Below are 23635 nucleotides of genomic sequence, written 5' to 3'. Positions count from 1 at the left end.
TCGTGCATCGACGGGGCGCTCGAATCACGCAAACGGACTAGCCCGTTTCATAGAAAAAGAGCTGTAGGGAAGCGTCAGAGGAAAAAGTCGCTGCTGTCCTGCCCCATGCTCACGCCGCCAAGGTTCCAGGCGTACTTGGCCGGGCTGTTGGCGACGTGGGCGCGACCGGTGTGAATGTCGCGGAAGGCACGGTTGATCGCATGACTGCGGAAGATCGTCGAAGCACCGCTGTTGAACATCAGGTCGCCAACGGCCTTGGCGCACTTGTCGGCCACGAGCGCCGAGTCGTAACGCATCTTCACCCGCTCGGGCATGCTCAACGGCTCACCCTTCTGCGCGCGCTCCAGCATCAAGGCAAAGTTGCGATGCAGCACGGTCTTGCATTCATCAACGCAGACCATGGCATTGGCCAGCGACGATTGCGCAGCCGGGTCCTGGACCATCTTGCGACCGTCATTAACCCCGATCCGGGCGCGGTTGTGCTCGACAAACTGATCCACCGCACCTTGCAGGGCGCCGATAGCGGACGACGACACCGCACGCACGAAAATCTGCCCGAACGGCAGGCGGAACAAGGGCGCACTGTTCACCGCATTGCCCGGGCTGTTCTGCATGAAACCGTCTAACGCGCGATGGGTGCGGTACTCGGGAACGAAGGCGTTTTCCACCAGAATGTCGTGGGAGCCGGTGGCTTCCAGACCCATGACGTTCCAGTTGTCGAGAATCTGGTAGTCGCTGCGCGGCACCAGGAACGTCCGATAATCCGGCGCCCCGCCCGCCTCTTCCGGCGGCACCAGCGCACCCAGGAACGCCCAGTCACAGTGCTTGCTGCCGGAAGAAAAGCCCCAGCGCCCGCTCAACTTGAAACCACCGTCGACCCGCTCAACCTTGCCCACCGGCATATAGGAAGACGAGATCAGCACGCTGGAATCGCTACCCCAGACATCCTGCGCGGCGCGGTCGTCGAACAGCGCCAGCTGCCAGTTATGGATCGCCACCACCCCCAGCACCCACGCCGAGGACATGCAGCCCTCGGCCAGGGTCATCTGCACGTCGAAGAAATCCTTGGGCTCCAGCTCATAGCCTTCCCAGCGGGACGGTTGCAGGATGCGAAAGAACCCGGCGTCATGGAAATCCTTCAGGGTTTCTTCAGGCAACTGCCCGGCTTGCGCGGCGTTCAGGGCGCGTTCACGCAGGATCGGCACCAACTCACGGGCACGTTGGCTCAGACGCTGGCGAATCAGGTCTTGGTTGAGCATTTTTATTGTTCTCCTTTGTTCACCCCATCCGCCGGGGCGCGCGTGCAACGGGGCGGGTGTAGTGCCCCTACGCTGGCATTCAAGCAATGCGCAAAGCGGCGGGCATCCCTCAAACGGACCATGTGGGATTGCGGAACTGGTCTCTGGGGGTGTATCTGAAAGGGATGTGCTTGCTGGCAGGCCGTCTTCGCGGGCAGACCCACATTGAGCTCCCTGTTTTACTCGAGACTTGTGGCCACTGAAGATCACTGTGGGAGCGAGCTTGCTCGCGATGGAGGTCAACGATGATGCGGGAAGCCTGGCACCCCGCGGTGCTCTCAGGTTTTTCGCGAGCAAGCTCGCTCCTACAGAGCCCGAGGCGGCCTACCGGCCGGCCTGGTTCTGATGCATGCGCATTCCCCTGTAGGAGCTGTCGAGTGCAACGAGGCTGCGATCTTTTGGAGGTGATACAGCCACAAAATTCCAGTCGGCTGTCGGGCCGCCTTCGCGAGCAGGCTCGCTCCCACAGGAACTGAGTACATCAGCAAGGTTTCTGCCGGCCGGTAGTCCGCCATCGCAGGCAAGCCAGCTCCCACAGGGATTGGGGACATCTGCAAAAACCAGGTCGGCTGTCAGGCCGCCTTCGCGAGCAAGCCCGCTCCCACAGAAGAGCAAAGGCAGAGCAGCCCACACCGCGCCGCTTCTCACCACTCATCAGGCCGAGCGTTAGCTCGCCTGCCGCTTTTGATCTTGACCCACCCGCCCCCTCGGCAGGCTGAGTGGAGGTGTTCATCCGGGGACTGGCGCGTAGCGCCGTTCGACGCAGTCGAACTCATTGCATGTAGGTCGAAGCGAAGCCGACCGGAGGGCAATGCCCCCGGATGAATACCGGAGCGAAGGAACCCCGAGCCTCAGCGAGGGGCCGTACGTTCGGGGCGAGCGTTTTTTTGGTTACTTTTTTTAGGCGCTTGTAAAAAAAGTGACTCGCCGTAAGGGCGAAACCATAGGCCGCCGTTACCGCAGCAACGGATATGTACACAACACAATAGCAGCCTGGTCGGCCCAGAGGCCGCCAAGGCCTAGTCCCCTCGGACGATGTTGAGTCTGTACACCAGAGCAAGAATCCATCGCACTCCACCCCCAACAAAAAAGGCCCAGTGCGATGAACGACGCCAATCTCAAAGCCGACATGCTCCAGGCCATGCGCCGCCTGGCCAAGTCCGTCACCATTATCAGCACCAGCAACGGCTCCGAACGCTTCGCCATGGCCGCCACCGCGGTCGACTCCCTGAGCACCGAGCCGCCATCGCTGCTGATCTGCGTCAACAAGACCGCCTCGCCCCACGCTGCACTGGCGACCGGCGCGGACTTCTGCGTGAATATCCTCGGCGTCGACCAACAAGACCTGGCCAACCTGTGCAGCGGCGCGATCAAGGGCGAAGCACGCTTCGACCGTGGCAACTGGCTCACCAGCCCGGGCGGCATTCCTTACCTGGGTGACGCACAGTCGGCGATCCTCTGCCGCCAGGACGGCCACTTCAGCTACGGCACCCACACCGTGTTCATCGGACGCATCCTGCAGATCCACACCACTGACGCCATCACCCCGCTGGTCTACCTCGACGGCAGCTACACCACCACCGCCAAACCCGCACCTTCTCTCGCAGCCGCTGGCTGAGGCCCGAACATGGACAGCCTGAACCGGTTGACGGCGTTGCGAGTGAACAGCGCCGACCCGTTGCCATGGGATGACCGCTGCGACTTGCTGATCGTCGGGTTTGGCGGAGCCGGCGCCTGTGCCGCCATCGAAGCCAGCACTCGCGGCCTGTCGGTGCTCGCCCTGGATCGCTTCGAAGGCGGTGGCGCCACGGCACTCAGCGGTGGCGTGGTCTATGCCGGTGGTGGCACGCCGTATCAGCGCCAGGCGGGCTATGAAGACACCAGCGACGCCATGTTCAACTACCTGCGCCAGGAAGTCGGCGAGGCCGTCAGCCTCGAGACGCTACGGGATTTCTGCGAAGGCAGCCGTGAGCAACTGGCCTGGCTGGAGCGACAAGGCGCGGCCTTCGAAGCCAGCGTGCCGCCGCACAAGACCTCGTACCCGAGCGATCAGTACTACCTCTATTACTCCGGCAACGAAGGCGTACCCGCCTATGCCGCCAATGCCAAACCAGCGCCACGCGGTCACCGCACCAAAGGTCCGGGCATGTCCGGTGCCAGTCTGTTCTCCCCGCTCAAGGCCAGCGCCTTGCGCCATGGCGCACGCTTGCGCAGCCAGTGCGAAGTGCGCAGGCTGGTGCTCGACCTTGACGACAAGGTCCTCGGCGTCGAAGCCTGGCAGTTGCCGTCGGGCAGCCGCGCGGCCAAACAACATGCGCGTCTGTCGCGCTGGGCCGCGGCCATTCATATGTACGCTCCGGCCTTGGCCGACCGCCTGCGCGCCCGTCAGCGTCGCATCGAACAGAGCAGCGCCGTCCGCCAATTGATTCGCGCCGAACAGGCAGTGCTGTTGAGCAGCGGCGGTTTCATCTTCAATCGCGATCTGGTGCGCCAACACGCGCCGCAGTACCTGGCCGGTCTGCCGCTGGGCGCCACCGGGTGCAATGGCAGCGGCATCGCCCTGGGCCAGAGCGCCGGTGGCAGCGTGGCGCGGATGGACAAGGTCAGCGCCTGGCGTTTCATCAATCCGCCACTGGCCTGGGCCCGGGGGCTGATCGTCAATGCCCGCGGACAGCGTTATGCCAACGAAGAAATCTACGGCGCAACCCTCGGCCACGCCATGGTCGAAGAACAGGATGGTCGCGCCATTCTGGTGCTCAACCGCGCGCTGGTCGGCGAAGCGTTGCGTCAGGTCGGCCCGGGCAAAGTGTGGAATTTCCAGCGCTTGCCAGTGCTGCTCAACCTGCTGTTCAACGCCAAACGCAGCACCAGCCTGGCCGGGTTGGCCAAGCGTTGCCATCTGCCGCCGGAACTGCTGCGCCAGAGTGTCGAACGCTATAGCCGCGCGGCACGCGGTGAACTCGCCGACGAGTTCGGCAAGTCTGCAGCGATGCTCGCCAACCTCGACCAGGGCCCGTGGTACGCCCTCGATCTTTCATTCGCCAGCAAACTGTTCCCCTGCCCGGTCATCACCCTGGGCGGGTTGAAAGTCTGCGAGGCCAGCGGTCGGGTGCTGGACCCTGCCGGCCAGCCAATAAACGGCCTGTACAGCGCCGGCCGCAATGCGGTCGGGGTCGCCTCCAACCTGTATGTCTCCGGCCTGTCACTGGCCGATTGCATCTATTCCGGTCGCCGGGCTGCCGCCCACGTGGCCGACCAATTCGCACTTCAAACCGCACGATCAGGAGAACAACAATGCAACGTGTAGAAGGCAAAGTCTGCATCATCACCGGCGCCGCCAGCGGCATTGGTCGCGAAGACGCCCTGCTACTGGCCCGCGAAGGCGCCAAAGTGGTACTGACCGACCTCAACGAAGAAGCCGGTCGCCAGGCGGCTGCGGAGATCGGTGCCAACGCGCTGTTCATCCGCCACGACATCGCCAGCGAAAGCGATTGGCAACACGTGGTCAAGACCACCGTCGAACACTTCGGCCGCCTCGACGTACTGGTCAACAACGCCGCGATCCTCGCCCTGGGCAGCATCGAAGACACCAGCCTGGAGCTGTGGCAGAAGGTGCAGAAGATCAACGGCGACGGCTACTTCCTCGGCTGCAAGTACGCTATCCAGGCGATGAAGGAAAGCGGTGGCGGCTCGATCATCAACATGTCGTCGGTCGCCGCCCTGGGCGCCATGCCGATGTTCTGCGCCTACTCGGCGTCCAAAGGCGCAGTGGCGGCGATGACCCGTTCCATCGCCCTGCACTGCAAGCAGCAGGGCTACCGCATTCGCTGCAACAGCGTGCACCCCGATGGTGTGAACACGCCGATGACCCAGGCGCTGGCCGGCGGTCAGCCGATCCCGCAGGAAGCGCTGGACCAGGACCCGATGAACCGCATGGCCGCGCCACGGGACATTGCCAACGTGGTGCTGTTCCTCGCCACCGACGAGTCGCGGTTCGTCAACGGTGCCGAGATCCGCGTCGACAACGCCCAACTGATCAGCGGGCTCTGAGGTCGAGGTGAACATGGGCACGCAACAACAGAACCTGACCCCGGCCGAATCGACGACGGCAAGCGTCTCATTGCAAGTGTGCGCGGTGATCGACGAGACCGCTGACGCGCGCTCGCTGGTGCTGGACGTACCGCCAACCCTGCGTGAGCGCTTTCGCTACAAACCGGGCCAGTTCCTGAGTTTTCGCGTGCCTTTCGCCGGCAAACTGTTGACCCGCTGCTACTCCATGGCCAGTTCGCCCTTCGCGGACGCACTGCCCAAGGTCACGGTGAAACGGGTTGACGGCGGCCGGGTGTCGAACTGGATGAACGAAGTCCAGGTCGGCGACTGGCTGGAAGTATTGCCACCGGCCGGGCATTTCTGCCTGGACCCGCAGGTGGACACCGAAAAGCCCCTGGTCCTGTTCGGGGGCGGTTCGGGCATCACCCCGGTGTTTTCCATTCTCAAGTCAGTGCTCCATGGCAGCCGGCGGCCGATCAAGTTGATCTACGCCAACCGCGATGAAGCGTCGGTGATTTTCAAGGACGAGCTGTGCCAGTTGATCAAGGCGCATCCTGATCAACTGCACGTGGTGCACGTCCTCGATTCGGTGCAGGGCTTCCTGACGGACCATCAGGTCCGTCATCTGCTGCGCGGATCGGCCGGCGGCGACTACTTCATCTGCGGGCCGGGTCCCTTCATGGACACCGTGGAGCGCACGCTGCTGGCACTGGGCGAAGCGGCCGAACGCATTCATGTCGAACGTTTCGTCTCGCCCCCGGACCCCGACGAGCTGTTGGCCGAAGAGGCCGTGGCGCGAGCCGCAGCCATGCAGTCGCAATGCGAAGCGCTGATCATCGAGCTCGACGGCCAGCAACACGAAATTGCCTGCCAACCCGGTGACACCTTGCTGCAAAGTTGCAAAACGGCCGGCCTCGACGTGCCGTCGTCCTGTGAAGAAGGTTTTTGCGGGGCCTGCATGTGCGTGGTCAAGGAAGGTGAAGTCCAGTTGGCGCGCAACGACGTGCTGACCCCCAAGGAACTCGCCGACGGCTGGACACTGGCCTGCCAGAGCCGCCCGACGGGTGCCCGGGTACGCCTGAAATTCCCGGATTGAAGATACGCACCCCCTGTAGGAGCGAGCCTGCTCGCGATGGACGTCAACGATAACGCGCCCTGTCTGAATGAACGCGGTGCCCAGACGTTTTTCGCGAGCAGGCTCGCTCCTACAGTTGAAATGTGCCGGACGGGAGAACTGTTGTTTAGTCTCAATGGACGATCACTCAGGCCCGGTCTGCAGTTAGACTCGGCCACAGCATTAGCCCACAACAATAAAGAGGTGCAGTTATGGCTCGTTTGCAGAACAAGGTCGCGGTGGTCACCGGCGGCGCTTCGGGGATCGGTCTGGCCTGCGTGCGCCGTTTCGCTGCCGAAGGCGCGCAAGTGGTCGGGCTGGACATCGGTAGCGCCCCGGCGGATTTCCCCGGCCTGTTCATGACCCTCGACGTGCGCGACGAAGCGCAGGTCCAGCAGGTCATGCAAGACGTCATCAGCCGCTTCGGGCGCATCGACATTCTGGTCAATGCCGCCGGCGTCGCCGACCAGGGCAGCGTGACCCAGACCACCACCGCCAACTGGCAACGGGTGATGGACATCAACCTGACCGGCAGCATGCTCACCAGCAAGTACGCGCTGGCGTCGATGGTGGAGCAGCGCGGTGGTTCGATCATCAACGTCGGTTCGATCTTTGGCCTGCAAAGCTGCGACGGCAACGTGGCCTACAACGTGTCCAAGGGCGGCATCAACCAGCTGACCCGCTCGATGGCCATCGATTACGGCTACGCCAACATTCGCGTCAACGGCCTGTGCCCGGGCCTGATCGAAACGCCGATGACCAGCATGGTCCGAGACAACGATGCGTTCCACGCCTTCTTCGCCTCGCAGCACATGCTCAGCCGCTCCGGGCAACCGGAAGAAGTGGCCAATGTCGCGCTGTTCCTGGCCTCGGACGAAGCGTCCTTTGTCAGCGGCCAGATGATCGCCGTGGACGGTGGTTTCTCCGCCGGTCGCCGTTTCGCCCCGCCCGCCCAGTAATTCGCAATCCGGCCGGGCGCCCCGCCCGGCCTACTCCCTTTTTCGCAACTGTCTTCTAACCGGGGAGGCCCCATGCCGCCTGTCGCCACCGCACTGACCATCGCTCAACTGTTCGCCAACGCTGCCCAGGCGTACGGCGACCGCCCGGCCATCGAGGACGCGGGCCACTGCATCAGCTATCGCCAACTCGACCAGTTGCGTCGCCAGGCTGCCCGCGCACTGCTGGCCCTCGACGTACAGGTCGGGGACCGCGTGGCGATCTGGGCGCCCAACGTATGGGAATGGATCGTCGCCGCCGGCGCCCTGCAAAGTGTCGGCGCCGCCCTGGTACCGCTCAATACCCGGATGAAGGGCAGCGAGGCAGGCTACATCCTGCGCGAAAGCGGCACCTGCGTGCTGTTTGCCATCGGCGAATTCCTCGGCGCGGACTACCCCGGCATGCTGGTGTCGGAAGACCTGCCTGAGCTGCGCCACATCGTCAGCCTGCGCGGCGCCAATCCGGGCACCCTGGCCTGGGAACGGTTTATGGATCTGGCGGCCGACGTGCCGCAACTGGCCCTGCGCACCCGCGAGCAAAGCGTTGGCCCGCAGGCCTTGTCCGACGTGCTGTTCACCTCGGGCACCACCGGCAAGCCCAAGGGCGTGATGACCAGTCACGGCCAGAACCTGCGCATCGTGCGCGACTGGAGCGACATCGTCGGGCTGCGCGAAAGCGATCGCTACCTGATCGTCAATCCGTTCTTCCATTCCTTCGGCTACAAGGCCGGCTGGCTGGCTGCCTTGATGCGTGGCTGCACCCTCCTGCCGCAGCAAGTGTTCGACGTACAGACCGTACTCGAATGCGTGCAGCGCGAACGCATCACCGTGTTGCCCGGGCCGCCGACGCTGTATCAATCGTTGCTGGCCCATCCGCAACGCAATGAGTTCGACCTGAGCTCATTGCGGGTAGCCGTAACCGGCGCGGCGGCGATCCCGGTGGAGATGATCCACCGCATGCGCGACGAACTGGGGTTCGCCACCATCGTCACCGCGTATGGCCTGACGGAAGTTTGCGGTTTCGCCACGATCTGCCGCTCCGGTGATTCCGCAGAGATCGTCGCCAACACCAGTGGCCGGGCGATGCCGGGAGTCGAAGTGCGTTGTGTCGGCAACACTGGCCGCAGCCAACCGGCGAACATTCCCGGTGAAGTGCAGATCCGCGGTTACAACCTGATGCAGGGTTATCTCAACAACCCCGAAGCCAGCCAGGAGATTCTCGACGCCGACGGCTGGCTGCACACCGGCGACATCGGCATGCTCGACGAACAGGGTTACCTGCGCATCACCGACCGCCTCAAGGACATGTTCATCACCGGTGGCTTCAACGTGTACCCGGCGGAGATTGAACAGTGCCTGCTGACCTATCCGGGCGTGGCCCAGGCCGCGGTGATCGGTATCCCCGATGAGCGCATGGGTGAGGTGGCTATGGCGTTCCTGTTGCCTGCGCCAGGAATGGAAATCGAACAGGCGCAGTTCCTCGCCTGGTGCCGTGAGCAGATGGCCAACTACAAGGTGCCGCGCCGGGTGCAGGTGTTGCAGAGCATGCCGATCAATGCGGCGGGCAAAGTGACGAAGAATGTGTTGCGGGAGTGGGCATTGCAGCCAGTCAACTAGCTCAAAAAGATCGCAGCCTTCGGCAGCGCCTACATGAATCGGTGTACACCTGTAGGAGCTGCCGAAGGCTGCGATCTTTTGCCTGTTTCAGACCACCCGCGCCGGGTGCTGTTGGCGCGGGTCGCCGAGCATGGCACGGTGCGACGGCGGCTGGCGGCCTTCGGCTTCGCTGATGCCGTAGCCGGGAGCGACTTCGGCGGTGATCAGGGTCTGCCCGGACAGCGCCATCAACTGCGGATCATTGAGCAAGGCATGGATCACCCTCCCGTTGAACTGCGGGGTTTCGGCATGGGCGAGAAACGCCTGGTACTGCTCACCGTGCTGTTCGCCGGCAATCCGGGTGCGCTCGGTCAGTTGCGGGCCGAGCCACAGCGACAACGCCGCCACGCCCTGCCCCTCGAAATCGATCGCCATGTCCGCCGCCAGCTTGTCGACGCCGGCCTTTTGCGCACCGTACGCCGGACCGTGCATGTAGCACCCGGCCCCGAACGATGAAGTGAAGCAGATCAGTCCTTGGGCACTTTTCAGCAATAGCGGCGCGGCGTAGTAGCTGGCGATGTAGGCCGAGCGCAGGCCGACGTCGAGTATCCGTACCAGCTCCAGCGGTTTGGCCCAGAACGGCCCCGGTTCGATCAACTGGTCATGGATGAACGCGGCGTTGTTCACCAGCAAATCCAGGTGCCCGCACTCCTGCTCAACCCTCTCGAACAGCGCCCGAACCTGCGCATCATCGGCGTGGTCACAGACCACCGCGATACCGCGCCCACCGGCGGCGGTGATCGCGGTGGCGGTGTCCTCCAGCGAGCCGTGCAAGGCATGTCCGTACAGATTCGATCCACCCTGCGCCGGGGCGCGGCCAGTGATGTACACGGTCATGCCGGCCGCCCCGAGGGCCAAGGCGATGCCCTGGCCCACTCCGCGACTGGCACCGGTAACGACAGCAATCTGTTGACGTGGCTGATTCATTCAACGCTCCCGAACAAGGTTTTGGCCGAAGCGGTTTCGCTCTGGCGCTTGATGTGATTGGCGGCCAGGTAACCGAAGGTCATGGCCGGGCCGATGGTCGAGCCGGCGCCTGGATAAGTGCGGCCCATCATCGAGGCGGCGCTGTTGCCGATGGCGTACAGGCCGTTAATTGGTTGCCCGTCTTCGTGCAACACGCGGGCGTGCACGTCGGTCAGCAGGCCACCCTTGGTGCCGATGTCGCCGGCGTCGATGCGTACGGCGTAGAACGGCCCCTTGAGCAACGGCGCCAGGCACGGATTGGGTTGCACGTTCGGATCGCCGTAGTAGCGGTCGAACAATGAGTCGCCCTTGTGGAAATCCTCGTCGATGCCCTGTACGGCCATGCCGTTGAAGCGCTGCACGGTACGCAGCAGTCCGGCAGCGTCGACGCCGATTTTCGTCGCCAGCTCTTCCAGGCTCGACGCCTTGTGGAAGTAGTCACGCAGATGCTCGGGCAATTGCCAGTCGCGCTGGGCATAGCCCGGCAGCAAGGCACCGCACGGATATTTGCGGCGGAACTCGGCGTCAAACACCATCCAGCACGGCACGCTCGCGGCGCCTTCGCGGTTGTTGGCGTACATCGCATAAACGATGTCGGTATAGGGCGCGGCTTCGTTGACGAAACGTTCGCCTGCGGCGTTGACCATCACGCACCCCGGCAAGGTTCGTTCGACGAACAACGCACGCTGTTTTTCTTCGCCCTTGACGTAAGTGGTAGGCGCCCACCAGCTGTGTTCCATCAGTGCGGTACGCGCGCCGATGGCCTGGCCGGCGCGAATGCCATCGCCGGTATTGTTCGGCGGCGTGGCACTCCAGTTGGCCCGGGATGGCTGCGGCAGGTACTGCTCGCGCATCGCCTGGTTACGTTCGAAACCACCGGCGGCAACGATCACCCCATAGCGCGCCTTGACGTTGAGCAACTGACCGTTGCGATTGACCCGCGCACCGCCGACCCGGTCGCCGACCAACAGCAGTTCTTCGAGTGCACAGTTGAGCCACAGGGATTTGCCGCGATCCTGCAACGAACAGCGCAAGGCACCGACCAAGGCATTACCCAGGGTCAGGTAGCGGTCACGCCGGGACAAACGCCGACCCTCGCGGTCACGCCAGTAGCGCCACATCACCCGCAGAGTCAGGCGCAACCAGCCGGGGCCACGGCACAGCAGCACTTGCGCCTCTTTCATGGTCATCGCCATGCGTCCCATCATCAGGGTGCCGGGGGAAGGTGCGCGCATGCGCAGGAATTCTTCGCCGAGTTCGGCGGCATCGAAGGGTTGCGGATCCATCGAGCGATAGCCCGGTTTGCCGCCCGCGACTTCCGGGTAGTAATCGGCGTAGCGCGGTTGCGCCTCGAAGCGCACCCGGGTGTGTTTTTCCAGGTACTCGACCATCTCCCGGCCGTGTTCGACATAGGCTTCGATGCGCCCGTCGTCGATCTCGCCATGGGTCACGGCGCGGATGTAGGCAATCGCTTCGGCTGCCGAATCACTGCCGCCGAGCGCATTGATCCGGTGGTTGTTGGGGATCCAGATGCCGCCGCCGGACACCGCCGAGGTGCCGCCGTACTCGCCGCTCTTCTCGATCAGCAGCGCATTCAGGCCCAGGTCATGGGCGCGCAGCGCAGCGGTCATGCCCCCGGCTCCCGAGCCAATCACCAACACATCACAACACTCATCCCATTTGATCCCGGCAGCGTTCATGCGATCACCCTTGTTCAGCGCCCATCAGGCAGAAACCGCCACCGCCGGATCTTCGCCCGGTGCAGTCGGTCTCGGGATTGTTCGCCGCACGCGCCGGGTGTTCATCGTCCGATAAGACTACGGCAAAGACCGCAGCTCCCTCTGTAGGAGCTGTCGAGTGCAACGAGGCTGCGATCTTTCAAAGGCCAGATCAAAAGATCGCAGCCTTCGGCAGCTCCTACAGAGAAGGCCGCAGCCCCCTAAACCCCTGTAGGAGCTGTCGAGTGAAACGAGGCTGCGATCTTTCAAAGGCCAGATCAAAAGATCGCAGCCTTCGGCAGCTCCTACAGAGAAGGCCGCACCCCCCACCCCCCTGTAGGAGCTGTCGAGTGCAACGAGGCTGCGATCTCTTAAAGGCCAGATCAAAAGATCGCAGCCTGCGGCAGCTCCTACGAGATCCGGTGTAGTTGTTCCCGTACAAATCGCTTAGTCCGCTTGGACGATGTTGCGCGCAAGTCGTGACTCCATAGTCGCCCACAGCACCAATCACCCCCCTGAAATGCAGGTCGGGCAGGTCTGACCTGGGCCATGAGGACGACATGATAAAAACAATAATCGCCCCACCAACACAGCACCCTCGCGTACAGCTGGCATTGCTGTTGCTGGCTGGCGGATTAAGCGCTCACGTTAACGCCATGAGCTTTCAGCCGAGCGAAGACTTGAGCATCGACTGGGACACCACACTGACGTACAGCCTCGCCTGGCGGACCGAGTCTCGCGATCACAAACTGACTGCCGATGCCAACGCCAACGACGGCGACAACGCGTTCGACAAAGGCAGCCTGATCAACAACCGCAGCGGCTTTCTCACCGAAGCCAACATCAAGTGGCAGGACAACTACGGCGTGTTCGTCCGCGCGACGGGCTTCTACGACAACGTCTACGATCAGGGCAACGACAACACCACCGGCACCTCGAACTGCTTCGCCGGTGGCCATTGCAGCCAGCCCGACCGTTTCTCCCAGGACACCATCGACCAGCACCGCAATGAATTGCGCATGCTCGATTACTACGCCTACGGCACCTGGGACGTGAGCGGCCACGCCCTCAACGCACGCCTGGGTAATCAGGTGGTGAGCTGGGGTGAAAGCCTGTTCTACCCGGGTATTTCCGCAGCGCAGAGCCCGGTCGACGCGACCAAGGCGACCACCCCGGGCGTCGAGGTCAAGGAAATCCTGCTGCCGGTCGGCCAACTGTTCACCCAGTTCGCCCTGACCGAAAGCCTGGGTGTCCAGGCGTACTACCAATACAAGTGGGAAAAGACCGAGCTGTTCGGCGTGGGTAGCTACTTCTCCACCACCGACTTCATCGATGAGGGCGGCTTCAACGACGCCTCCGGCTTCGTCACCCGCCTCAAGGACGACAAGCCGAGCGACAGCGGCCAGTACGGTCTGGCCTTCACCTACGCTGCCGAGTCGTTGAACAACACCGAGTTCGGCATCTACTACTCGCGTTACCACGACAAGACCCCGTCCCTGGACTTCGCCTCGACCCTGGGCCGCTACCAGGTGCGCTACTTCGACAACATCGACCTGTTCGGCGCGAGCTTCGCCACCGTACTGGGCGACGTCAGCTGGGCCGGTGAGGTCAGCTACCGCGACGGCACGCCTGTGATGGTCGACAACGGTTTCTCCAGCCCCGTGCGTGGCAAGACCGTGCAGGCGCAAACGTCGATGATCTACGTGCTCGGCCCGACCTCCTTCGCCGACAACACCACCCTGACCGGCGAGGTGGTCTACAACACCGTGGTCAGCAACGACAAGTCGCAACCAGTGACCCTGGCGCCGGGCTTCACGCTGCCGGGAACCGACAGCCTGGTCTATGACCGCGATGCCTGGGGCTACACGGTGCAGGCGAACTTTGACTACAACGACGTGTTCAGCGGATGGGACATGTCGGTGCCCGTCACCTTCAGCGCCGCCGCCCACGGCGACAGCTCGATGGTCGGCTCGATCAACGCCGGCCAGAACGATAACCGCGCCAGCATCGGCAGTTCGTGGCGCTACCTGGGCAACTTCACCGTCGAGGCCCGCTACAACGCTTACCTCGGCAACGCCAACAACAGCCCGTTGGCCGACCGCGACAACGTCGCGCTCAACTTCAAGTACCGGTTCTGATTCCCCTGTCGGAGGAGCACAGCATGTCCAGATTCACCCAAACATTATTGAGCACGGCACTGACCGTCGGCCTGCTCGGCAGTGGCCTGGCCTACGCCAAGGTCAGCCCCGAAGAAGCCGCCCACCTGGGCCAGGACCTGACCCCGATGGGCGCCGAAAAAGCCGGCAACGCCGACGGCAGCATCCCGGCCTGGACCGGCAAATGGCGCGGTCTGCCACCAGGACTCAAATACGCCGGTCCGGGCACGCCGTACCCGGACCCGTACGCCGCGGAAAAACCGTTGTTCGTGATCGACTCGAAAAACATGGACAAGTACGCCGACAACCTGACCGACGGCCAGAAAGCGCTGCTCAAGCGTTACCCTGATACGTTCAAGATCCCGGTGTACCCGAGCCACCGCGACTTCCGCCTCGATCAGCGCCTGGAAGACCTGGTCAAGAAAAACGCCGTCACTGCCGAACTCGACAATGACAACAACGACACGAAAAACGCCTGGGGAGCCTCGCCGTTTCCGATCCCGAAGAACGGCAGCGAGTTGATGTTCAACCATACCCTGCAGGGGCGCGCCAGCACTGAAGAGGCCACCTACGGCCAGGCAGTGGTGTACTCCAACAAGGAAAAGGTGCTGGAAGAGGTCGACTACAAGATCTTCTCGATCTGGTCGAGCCCGGACAAGACCCTGGAAGCCGCGAACGGTGTATTCACCCACTTCCTGATCACCACCCTGGAACCGGTGCGCAAGAAAGGCGAGATCGTGGTCGGCCACGAGTTCATCAACCCGACCGCTTCGCCGCGCCAGGCCTGGCAGTACAGCCCGGGCCAACGCCGGGTACGTCGCGCACCGACCGTGGGCTACGACTCGCCGACCGGTGCGGGAGGTTTTCGCGTGTACGACGAAGACCGTTTGTTCAACGGTGCGCCGGACCGCTACAACTGGACCATCGTCGGCAAGAAAGAGATCTACATTCCGTACCACAACTACAAGATCGACGACCCGAGCGTAACGGCCGACCAGATCCTGGACACCACCGGTCACGTCGATCCGCAGTACATGCGCTACGAGAAACACCGCGTCTGGGTGTTGCAGGCCAACCTCAAGGAAGGCGCCCGCCACGTGTACGCCAAGCGCGTGCTGTACCTCGACGAAGACACCTGGTCGGCTACCATGGCCGACAACTACGACAGCCGTGGCCAGTTGTGGCGCACCAACATGCAGACCTCGATCTACGCCTACGAGATGCAGCGCTACCACGCTCGCCTCGGCATCTACCACGACCTGATCGCCGGCTCCTACCTGGTTGACCGCATGCTGGTCGATCAGAAACCGGCCAAGCTCAACGCCACTGCCTTCACCGAAGACGAATTCACCCCTGGCAACCTGCGCAAACTCGGCACCCGCTAAACTCACCGCGCCCCGACCGATTTCTTCGGTCGGGGCGTTGTGCTTTGTAAAATCCGCGCCTCCCACGGAAGACTCCCCATGAACAAACGCCTCACCGGCGTCATCGCCATGGCCAGCGTTGGCCTGTCGATGCAGGCCAACGCCCTGAACATCCTGCTGACCAACGACGATGGCTGCCGCGCCCCCGGCATCGATGCGATGTACCGCGCCCTGACCGCGGCCGGGCACAAGGTCACCCTGGTCGGCCCGTTGAACGACAGCAGCGGCATCAGCGCCGCCAGCGTGGTCGTACCCGGCCAGGCCCTGGCAGTGACCGAACTGGCGCCGGGCAAGTTTTGCGTCGGACCGCCGCAAGGCTATACGCCACCCGCCGGCAAGACTTCCGCCATTGGCACGCCGGTGGATGCGGTCAACGTCGGCCTCGACGTGATCCTCAAGGATTCCCCGCCGGACCTGGTGGTCTCGGGCAGCAACTTTGGCGAAAACGTCGGCCCGCTGACACAGATGTCCGGCACCCTCAACGCGGCAGTGCGGGCGATGTTCAAAGGGGTTCCGGCGGTGGCGGTGTCCACGGCCATCGACATGGATCTGATCATCCGCGACCAGCAGGCCGGGTACCGCAAGACCCTCGGCGCGATGGATGACACGGCGCGCTTTGCCGTGAAGGTGATCGAGCAGGCGAGCCTGGCCGGTACAGACGCCAAACAGGCCTGTGCCAGGAGCAAACACCAGTGTGATTTGAACGTGCTGGGCCTGCCGGGCGTCAGCGGCCTGAACCTCAACTACCCGCCGCTGAAACCCGATCAGGTCAAGGGCGTGAGCTTTGCCCCGATCGGCAACTGGGACCGGGTGAACTTCACCTCCCAGCGCGGCGCCGATGGCGTGGTCCACGTCAACCTGGCCGCCCCGCAGTCACCGACCGAAACCCAGCAAAAAGCCGATGCCTATCAACTGTGGCAAGGCCATGCAGTGATCACCGTGATCGACGGCAACATGACGGCACCGCAGGCGCTGCAGGATCAGGCGAAGAAGATGTTGCAAGGCATCAAGCCTTAAGCCAATGCAGATGGGGTGTACGCAACTCCTGTGAACCACCCAAATCACTGTGGGAGCGAGCCTGCTCGCGAAGAGGCCGGCACATTCAAAATAGATGTCGACCGACACTCCGCCATCGCGAGCAAGCTCGCTCCCACAGAGCTAGCGGGTGTACCCAATCTCTGCGGGTATCCAACAATCATTGTGGGAGCGAGCTTGCTCGCGATGGTGGCAACGCGGTTAGGGATCAAACCCATATCGCGTCCCACAGCGGATAATCGCCCAGCTTCCCCACCAATCCCGCGCGCAGCGGGTTGGCGACGACATATCGAGCAAGCCTTACCAGGTCGTCATCCCGCCTCAACGCACGATCGTGATAGCCCTGCTGCCAAAGACTGCCTTTACGTCCGACGGACATGTTCACGGCTCGCGTACTCAATGATTTGGTTTTTTGCATCAGTTGACTGAGTGAGCACTGCTGCAGTTCGATCAACCAATGAAAATGATCGGGCATGACGACCCAGGCTAAAGAGTTCGCCCAGTATTGTTCCTGTGCATATTGAAATTGCTTGACGACCAGCCTGCCCAAACCGAAATCCTTGAAAACCGGTTCTCGGCCCAGCGTGTTGCTCGTCAGCAGGTAAATCCTGTTGGGTTCAGGATAGCGGCCTGTGCGCAGGCGATGTGAGGCGGGTAAATCCGGCATTCCTTTGCCCTCTACATGGTGAGTTCAGGAGAAAGGCTAGACCGGTGGATGCTTGAGAGTTGGGTCAGCTTTTGACTGGATGTGTCTGATAGATCGTCATCGCGAGCAAGCTCGCTCCCACAGGGTTCGTGGGTGTACAAAAAACATGCAACCAACCGAAATCACTGTGGGAGCGAGCTTGCTCGCGATGAGGCCGGCACATTCAAAATAGATGTCGACCGACACTCCGCCATCGCGAGCAAGCTCACTCCCACAGGGTTCGTGGGTGTACACAAAATATGCAACTAACCGAAATTACTGTGGGAGCGAGCTTGCTCGCGATGAGGCCGGCACATTCAACATTGATGTTGACTGACCGACCGCCTTCGCGAGCAGGCTCGCTCCCACAGGTTCAGGTGTTGCCTTCAGACTACCGGCTGGAACGGCACAAACTCCGTAACCTCCAGATCAAACCCGGACACGGCCTTGTAGGGCACCGGCGAGCTCATCAGGCGCATTTTGCGCACGTTCTGATCGCGCAGGATCTGGGCGCCGATGCCCAGGGTCCGTTGCGGAAACTGCGGTGCGCGCGGCTTGCCGCCGCTGCGCTGGCGCAGTTGTTCGAGCACGCCGTCGGCGGTTTCCTTCTGTGCCAGCAACACCAGTACGCCGTTACCGGCGGCGGCGATGCTCGCCAGCGAGCGTTCGAGGGTCCACTGCTGTGTCCCGCCTTCGCTTTCACAGCCCAGAACGTCGCGCAACGTCTCGATGCTTTGCACCCGCACCAGCACCGGTTGCGTGCTGTCGATCCGGCCCTTGAGCAGCGCCAGGTGCAACGCGCCCTGGTAGGTGTCCTGATAGGTCGTCACCTGGAACTCGCCATGGCGAGTCTGTAACGGATACTCACCGCCGCGCTCGATCGTGCCCTCATGCAGGATGCGGTAGTGAATCAAGTCGGCGATGGTGCCGATCCGCAGGCCATGACGTTGGGCGAATTCATGCAACTCGGCGCCACGGGCCAGTTCGCCGTCCTCGTTGAGAATGCCCACCAGGGTGGCCGCCGGTTGCCGCCCCGCCAGCCGGGTCAGGTCGCAAGCGGCCTCGACATGACCGGCGCGCTGCATCACGCCACCGGGCAAGGCCTGAACCGGGAAGATATGCCCCGGTTGCACCAAGTCCGCCGGTACGCTGGCCGGGTCGACCGCCACCTGGATCGACCGCGCCCGGTCTGCCGCCGAGATGCCGGTGGACACCCCGGTGGCGGCTTCGATCGAGCGGGTAAAACCCACGCCATGTTGCGCCCGGGAGTTGGGCACCATCAGGTCCAGGCCCAGCGCGCGGCAGCGCTGCTCGGTCAGGGCCAGGCAAATCAAGCCGCGTGCCTGCACCGCCATAAAGGTGACGGCCTCGGCCCCGGCCTGTTCGGCGGCCATCAGCAGCGAGCCTTCGCCGTTGTGCTCATCGTCGGTGATCACCACCATCTGACCGGCACCAATGGCCTCGATCAGTTGCGGCACCGTGTTGAAAGCCAGGCCGCTCATTGGAGTGCTCCACGCAAATCGGCGCAAGCGTCCGTCAACGCTTGTGCTGCGGCTTCAACAAACGGCGCCATGCTGATAAAACCGTGGATCATGCCTTCGTAACGCTGCACGCGCACCGCCACACCGGCTTCGCGCAGGCACTCGGCCAACGCTTCACCCTCGTCCCGCAGCGGATCGAACCCGGCGGTGAACAAGGTGGTCGGCGGCAAGCCTGCCAGGCTTTCGGCTCGCAATGGCGAGGCCAACGGATCGTCCGCTTGTCCATCCTCTTGCAGGTATTGCTGCCAGAACCAGCGCATCGCCTTGGCGGAAAGCAAGTAACTTTCGGCGAATTCCTCGAAGGACTGACTGTCGCATCCCGCATCGGTGACCGGGTAGAACAGGCACTGATAGCTGATCTTCGGTCCCTTGCCTTGCGCCGCCAGTCGGCTGACCGCCAGCGCCAGATTGCCACCCGCACTGTCGCCGGCCACGGCCAGTCGGCTGCCATCGACGCGCAGTTCAGCCGCGTGCTCAACCAGCCAGCAGGTGGCCGCATAGCAATCGAGGGGTGCCGCCGGGAACGGGTGTTCCGGGGCCAATCGATAAGCCACGGACACCACCACCGCCTCGGTCTGGCGCGCCAGCGAACGGCAAAGATTATCGTGGGTATCGAGATTGCCCATGACAAATCCGCCGCCATGGAAATACACCAGCAACGGCAGGTCGGGCGCTTCCGATGGCCGGTACAGCCGTGCATCCAGATCACCGTCCGCGCCGGCCACTTTCAGATCGCGCACCTCGCTCATCGGATCGCCAGGAATGGCCGGCAGCAGGTTATCGGAGAACTGCCGGTACTGAGCGGCATCGACCTGGCTGAAATCGGGTTCCGGGAGGTCGCGAAATTGCTGGAGAACCCCGGCGATCTGCTTATCGAGCGACATGGGCATCGTCCTCTACGTCGGTCATTTGAAATTGCGGATTGGTCTCGCCCAGGATGCTTTGTACCCGGCGCTCAAGGGCCGGTTTGAACCCCTTGTGGGGCAGGATCCAGAAGCGTTTTTGCGCGACCGCGGCGAACACTTGCGCAGCCAGTTCCGCCGGGGTCATGCCCTGGCGAATGGTGCTGTCGAGCAGTTGACTGAAGTCGGATCCGGCGCTGTCCACCACCTGGTTCGACGCCATGATTTCACTGGCCACCGGCCCCGGGCACAGCACCGAAACCGACACCGGCGCTCCGAGCATGGCGAGTTCGTAATGCAGGGTTTCCGAGAGCGCGACCACCGCCTGCTTGGTCACGTTGTACGGTGCCATCAACGGACTGCTGACCAGCCCGGCAAGGGACGCAGTGTTGATCACATGGGCTGCCCGGCCCTGGCTGAGCAACAGCGGCACAAAACTTCGAATGCCGTTGATCACGCCGTTGAGGTTGACGTCGAGCATGCGCTGCCATTGCGCTTCGGTGATTTCCCAGCTGAAGCCGGTCTGCATGACGCCGGCGTTGTTGAACAGCAGGTCGACCCCGCCAAAGTGCTCGACAGCCCGGTCACGCAAGCGCTCGACCTGCTTCACCTCACCGACATCGGTGACGCAGGCAATCGCTTGCGCACCACCGGCCTTCAATTCATCGCACAGGGCCTGCAGGCCCGCCGCATCCCGATCCGCCAGCACCAGGCGCATGCCCAGTGTCGCCGCGTGCTCGGCCAGGCCTCGGCCAATACCACTGGCGGCCCCGGTAATCACCGCCACCGCCCCTTGTTCATTACTCATCGCCAACTCCTGCCATGGGTCCAATGGCGCCAGTAGAGCGGGCCTACTTAATGCAGCCATCGTCCATTCAGACGATGCCCGCTTTTACAGGGGCGGCAGAATCCCTTACATGCGCCAACCCCGTGATCCCTTGGGAGAATAATAAGATGAGTACCCTGCACCGCATCGAAGCCAAACTGCTGGAAGACCGCTACGCCCGTGGCTGGCATTGCCTGGGCCTGGCCGCGCAATACCGCGACGGCAAGGCCCATCGCCTGGAGGTGTTCGGCACCCGCTTGGTGGCGTTCCAGGGTGAAGACGGCGAACTGCATATTCTTGATGGCTACTGCCCGCACATGGGCGCCGACCTGAGCACCGGTTGCGTGGAGGGCAACTCGATCCGTTGCCCGTTCCACGCCTGGCGCTGGGGCGCCGATGGCGTGTGCGACGACATCCCCTATGCCAAGCGCATCCCGCCACGGGCCAAGATCAAAAGCTGGCCGATCATGGAAGAGAACCAGCTGCTGTTCGTCTGGAATGACCCCGAAGGCAACCCGCCGCTGCCGGAACAACGCATTCCGCGCATCGACGCCTGCTACAGCGACGAATGGGCCGAGTGGGAAGTCGCCGAATTGCAGATTGGCACCAACTGCCGCGAACTGATCGACAACATCGCCGACATGGCGCACTTTGGCACCGTGCACGGCGCACCGGTCGATGAGTTCATCAACATTTTCGAAGGCCACCTGGCCACCCAGATCATGCGCGCCCGCAGCGAACGCCTGTCCGGCGACAGCGTGTTGACCACCGAAGCCACCTACTTCGGCCCGGCCTATCAGATCACCGAAATGAACGGCGCCATGAACGGCCAGCCGATCCATTCGATCCTGCTCAACTGCCACGTGCCGATCGATCTGGACAGCTTCACCCTGCGCTACGGCGTGCTGGTGAAAAAAATCCCGGGGCTCAGCGAAGAGCAGAACCAGGCGATGGCCAAGGCCTACGTGGCACAGGCCCAGGCAGCCTTCTACGAAGACGTGGCCATCTGGCACAGCAAGACCCGCGTCGACAACCCGCTGCTGTGCGACGGCGACGGTCCGGTCTATCAGTTGCGCCGCTGGTACGAGCAGTTCTACACCGACGTCGAGGCGCTGCCGGCGGACGTTGCCGAACACAAGAAGTATGTCGTGCGCGCCAGCGAACGGGTCTGACGCCAGCGGCTTTTCGCCCGCCCCGGGCCTGATCGGCAGCCGCCTGTCAGGCCCTGAGCCCGAGCGTTGCAAGGAGTCGATACCGGCGCTTATTCTCGGCCACCGCCAACGCTAATAATAAAAACGGTTTTTCCCTATGCAGCAGAGCCTCAGCCTCGATACGTTCAGTGATTTGATCGGCAACCTCTATCAGGGTCCGCTGGAAAACATTCCCTGGGCGACGTTCCTCAATCAGCTCAATGTGCATCTGAACAGCAAGTACGTGACCTTCATCCTGCGTCCGCCCAGCGCCCACGTAGACGGTTTGATGGTCAACACCACCGGCACTTCGACCGAGGCGACCGCGTCGTACAACAAACACTTTTTCAGCCTCGATCCCTTTGTCGACCTGCCCAACCGCCAGGTCGTGACACTCGCCGAGTTTGTCTCCAACGACGACTGGCAGAATTCCGAGTTCTACAAGAACTTCCTTGAACCGGTGGACGTGTTCCACATCCTCGGTGCCGACATCAACACCGTCGACGGCGCCCAGTGCCGCATTCGCATCAGCCGCGGACGTGACGACAAGCCTTTCGGCAACGAAGAAAAGGCCATGCTCACGCATTTCATTCCGCACCTGGAGCGCTCGATCAAGATCCACATGCAGCTCAACCGCATCGAAGCCGAGCGCAACCTGTACGCCGGCGCGGTGAACCAGATGGCGGTCGGCACGATCATCCTCGACGAGTCCGGCAAGGTGCTGCAGACCAACCAGGTGGCCGACCGGCTGATCCAGGAAAAGGACGGCATCAAACTGGTCAACGATGGCCTGCAGGTGGGAACGGCCCGGGACACCCAGGAATTCCGTCGCCTGGTCAAGCAGTCGCTGCTGTCGCAAAAGAGCAGCAACCCGTCGGTGGTCGAAGCCCTGCGCGTGCAGCGGCCGTCCGGCAAAGCGGACCTGGGGATCATCGTGCGCTCAGTGCCATTGACCGACTGGAGCGAAGGCAAGCAGTGCCCGACCGTGGTGATTTTCATCAGCGACCCGGAACAACAGTCCACCGCACCGCAGGAAATCGTGCGTGCGCTGTTCGACTTCACCCCGGCGGAAACCCAGCTGGCGATGCTGCTGGCCAACGGTCTGACCCTGGACGAAGCCTCGGAAGAGCTGGGCATCAGCCGCAACACCTCGCGGGCCCACCTGCGCTCGACCTTTTCCAAGACCGGCGTGACCCGCCAGACCATGCTGGTGCGCCTGATCCTGCGCAGCGTGGCGACCCTCGGCTGACCCTCATTGCCGCCCTCGTCCGCTCGGACGATGGCGGCCCCCGTCGTACAGCGCACAGTGTCCTCATCCCAAACAGGGGACTGCCCCATGCGCAACTGCCCAACCATCCTCAAGACCGAACTGCTGGCGCAAAGCGGCCACTTTCAGATCGAAGCCCTGCACCTGCAATTCAGCAACGGCCAGCAGCGAGTCTACGAACGCCTGCGCGGCACCGGTTATCGCTCGGTGATGCTGGTGGCGATGCCTGATCCGGAGCATGTGCTGCTGGTGCGCGAATACGCGGTCGGTGTCGAAAAAACCATACTCGGCCTGCCCAAGGGCGGCGCCGAGCCCGATGAAGACTACTTGCAGGCAGCGCAGCGCGAGTTGAGCGAAGAAGTCGGCCTGCGCGCCGCACGCCTCACCGAGCTAGGGGAGCTGACCTTGGCACCGGGACATTTGTGCCATCGCTACCGGGTGGTACTGGCCGAACAACTGAGCCCCTGCCAACTCGAAGGCGACGAACCCGAACCCCTTGAATGCCTGCGAGTCCCCCTGGCACAGATCCCCGAACTGGTGGCCCGCGGCGAACTGCACGAGGCCCGGGCGATTGCCGCGCTGTTCATGGCCATGGGCGCCCTCGCCCGAAGACCCTGACACCAAACAGAAACTGTGGGAGCGGGCTTGCTCGCGAAGGGGCCAGCACATTTAACATCCACGTCGCCTGACACTCCGCTTTCGCGAGCAAGCCCGCTCCCACAGGGGATTGCAGCCAGACGCAAATCCCGGAAACGCTAAGTAACCTGTGGGAGCGGGCTTGCCCGCGAAGAGGCCGGCACAGCCAACATCCT

General features: G+C 62.9%; 19 protein-coding genes. 12 read left to right on the top strand and 7 right to left on the bottom strand.

The window, feature by feature from the left end; genetic code table 11:
- Positions 1-74: 74 nt before the first annotated feature.
- Complete coding sequence (locus AC3WJW_RS03340; RefSeq protein WP_493725108.1) at positions 75-1259, bottom strand: acyl-CoA dehydrogenase family protein; 1185 nt, start codon at positions 1257-1259, stop codon at positions 75-77.
- A gap of 1141 nt (positions 1260-2400) precedes the next feature.
- Between AC3WJW_RS03340 and AC3WJW_RS03335 the strand changes: the two genes are divergently transcribed.
- From AC3WJW_RS03335 to AC3WJW_RS03310, 6 genes are all read left to right on the top strand, one after another.
- Positions 2401-2916 carry a flavin reductase family protein gene (locus AC3WJW_RS03335; protein WP_015094274.1) on the top strand — a complete coding sequence of 172 codons (516 nt, stop codon included), beginning with the start codon at positions 2401-2403 and terminating at the stop codon, positions 2914-2916.
- Positions 2917-2925: 9 nt separating this feature from the next.
- Positions 2926-4605 (top strand): FAD-binding protein, encoded by a 1680-nt coding sequence (locus AC3WJW_RS03330; protein ID WP_493725107.1) that lies wholly within the window; start codon positions 2926-2928, stop codon positions 4603-4605.
- Positions 4593-5348 carry a glucose 1-dehydrogenase gene (locus AC3WJW_RS03325; protein ID WP_493725106.1) on the top strand — a complete coding sequence of 252 codons (756 nt, stop codon included), beginning with the start codon at positions 4593-4595 and terminating at the stop codon, positions 5346-5348. Before AC3WJW_RS03330 ends, AC3WJW_RS03325 begins: the two co-directional genes overlap by 13 nt.
- 13 nt (positions 5349-5361) lie before the next feature.
- The gene (locus tag AC3WJW_RS03320; protein ID WP_493725105.1) at positions 5362-6444 is read left to right on the top strand and encodes a 2Fe-2S iron-sulfur cluster-binding protein; all 1083 of its coding nucleotides are present in this window, start codon (positions 5362-5364) and stop codon (positions 6442-6444) included.
- 230 nt (positions 6445-6674) lie between these two features.
- Positions 6675-7421 (top strand): SDR family NAD(P)-dependent oxidoreductase, encoded by a 747-nt coding sequence (locus tag AC3WJW_RS03315; protein WP_493725104.1) that lies wholly within the window; start codon positions 6675-6677, stop codon positions 7419-7421.
- 72 nt (positions 7422-7493) lie between these two features.
- The gene (locus tag AC3WJW_RS03310; RefSeq protein ID WP_493725103.1) at positions 7494-9074 is read left to right on the top strand and encodes a FadD3 family acyl-CoA ligase; all 1581 of its coding nucleotides are present in this window, start codon (positions 7494-7496) and stop codon (positions 9072-9074) included.
- An 87-nt stretch (positions 9075-9161) separates the two neighbouring features.
- Here AC3WJW_RS03310 and AC3WJW_RS03305 read toward each other — a convergent pair whose 3' ends face one another.
- Positions 9162-10040 carry an SDR family NAD(P)-dependent oxidoreductase gene (locus tag AC3WJW_RS03305; protein ID WP_493725102.1) on the bottom strand — a complete coding sequence of 293 codons (879 nt, stop codon included), beginning with the start codon at positions 10038-10040 and terminating at the stop codon, positions 9162-9164.
- Entirely contained in the window at positions 10037-11779 is a 1743-nt protein-coding gene (locus AC3WJW_RS03300) for an FAD-binding protein (RefSeq protein ID WP_493725101.1), read from the bottom strand. The genes AC3WJW_RS03305 and AC3WJW_RS03300 overlap by 4 nt, the downstream gene beginning before the upstream one ends.
- 578 nt (positions 11780-12357) lie before the next feature.
- Here AC3WJW_RS03300 and AC3WJW_RS03295 point away from each other — a divergent pair.
- The 3 genes from AC3WJW_RS03295 to surE all read left to right on the top strand — a co-directional run bounded on the left by AC3WJW_RS03295 (position 12358) and on the right by surE (position 16394).
- Positions 12358-13935, top strand: coding sequence for a DUF1302 domain-containing protein (locus tag AC3WJW_RS03295; RefSeq protein WP_493725100.1), 1578 nt, complete (start codon positions 12358-12360; stop codon positions 13933-13935).
- 23 nt (positions 13936-13958) lie between these two features.
- Positions 13959-15338 (top strand): DUF1329 domain-containing protein, encoded by a 1380-nt coding sequence (locus AC3WJW_RS03290; RefSeq protein ID WP_493725099.1) that lies wholly within the window; start codon positions 13959-13961, stop codon positions 15336-15338.
- Positions 15339-15416: 78 nt separating this feature from the next.
- Positions 15417-16394 carry a 5'/3'-nucleotidase SurE gene (gene surE / locus AC3WJW_RS03285; RefSeq protein WP_493725098.1) on the top strand — a complete coding sequence of 326 codons (978 nt, stop codon included), beginning with the start codon at positions 15417-15419 and terminating at the stop codon, positions 16392-16394.
- A gap of 226 nt (positions 16395-16620) precedes the next feature.
- Here surE and AC3WJW_RS03280 read toward each other — a convergent pair whose 3' ends face one another.
- From AC3WJW_RS03280 to AC3WJW_RS03265, 4 genes are all read right to left on the bottom strand, one after another.
- Entirely contained in the window at positions 16621-17079 is a 459-nt protein-coding gene (locus AC3WJW_RS03280) for an REP-associated tyrosine transposase (protein ID WP_493725097.1), read from the bottom strand.
- A gap of 404 nt (positions 17080-17483) precedes the next feature.
- A complete protein-coding gene (locus tag AC3WJW_RS03275; protein ID WP_493725096.1) occupies positions 17484-18599 on the bottom strand; it encodes a 3,4-dihydroxy-2-butanone-4-phosphate synthase in 1116 nt (371 codons plus the stop codon).
- Positions 18596-19522 (bottom strand): LipP1 family hormone-sensitive lipase, encoded by a 927-nt coding sequence (gene lipP1 / locus AC3WJW_RS03270; RefSeq protein WP_493725095.1) that lies wholly within the window; start codon positions 19520-19522, stop codon positions 18596-18598. The genes AC3WJW_RS03275 and lipP1 overlap by 4 nt, the downstream gene beginning before the upstream one ends.
- Positions 19509-20348 carry an SDR family NAD(P)-dependent oxidoreductase gene (locus AC3WJW_RS03265; protein WP_493725094.1) on the bottom strand — a complete coding sequence of 280 codons (840 nt, stop codon included), beginning with the start codon at positions 20346-20348 and terminating at the stop codon, positions 19509-19511. The genes lipP1 and AC3WJW_RS03265 overlap by 14 nt, the downstream gene beginning before the upstream one ends.
- A 146-nt stretch (positions 20349-20494) precedes the next feature.
- On the opposite strand from AC3WJW_RS03265, the gene AC3WJW_RS03260 reads away from it, so the two are divergent.
- From AC3WJW_RS03260 to nudE, 3 genes are all read left to right on the top strand, one after another.
- Entirely contained in the window at positions 20495-21538 is a 1044-nt protein-coding gene (locus AC3WJW_RS03260) for a 3-ketosteroid-9-alpha-monooxygenase, oxygenase component (RefSeq protein ID WP_493725093.1), read from the top strand.
- Between the two features lie 136 nt (positions 21539-21674).
- Positions 21675-22805, top strand: coding sequence for a helix-turn-helix transcriptional regulator (locus tag AC3WJW_RS03255; RefSeq protein WP_007986294.1), 1131 nt, complete (start codon positions 21675-21677; stop codon positions 22803-22805).
- An 87-nt stretch (positions 22806-22892) separates the two neighbouring features.
- Positions 22893-23441, top strand: coding sequence for an ADP compounds hydrolase NudE (gene nudE, locus AC3WJW_RS03250; RefSeq protein ID WP_493725092.1), 549 nt, complete (start codon positions 22893-22895; stop codon positions 23439-23441).
- Positions 23442-23635: the final 194 nt, after the last annotated feature.

It is taken from the genome of Pseudomonas sp. GW821-FHT07G06 (assembly GCF_058986625.1).
This window is presented reverse-complemented; position numbering and strand designations above follow the sequence as displayed.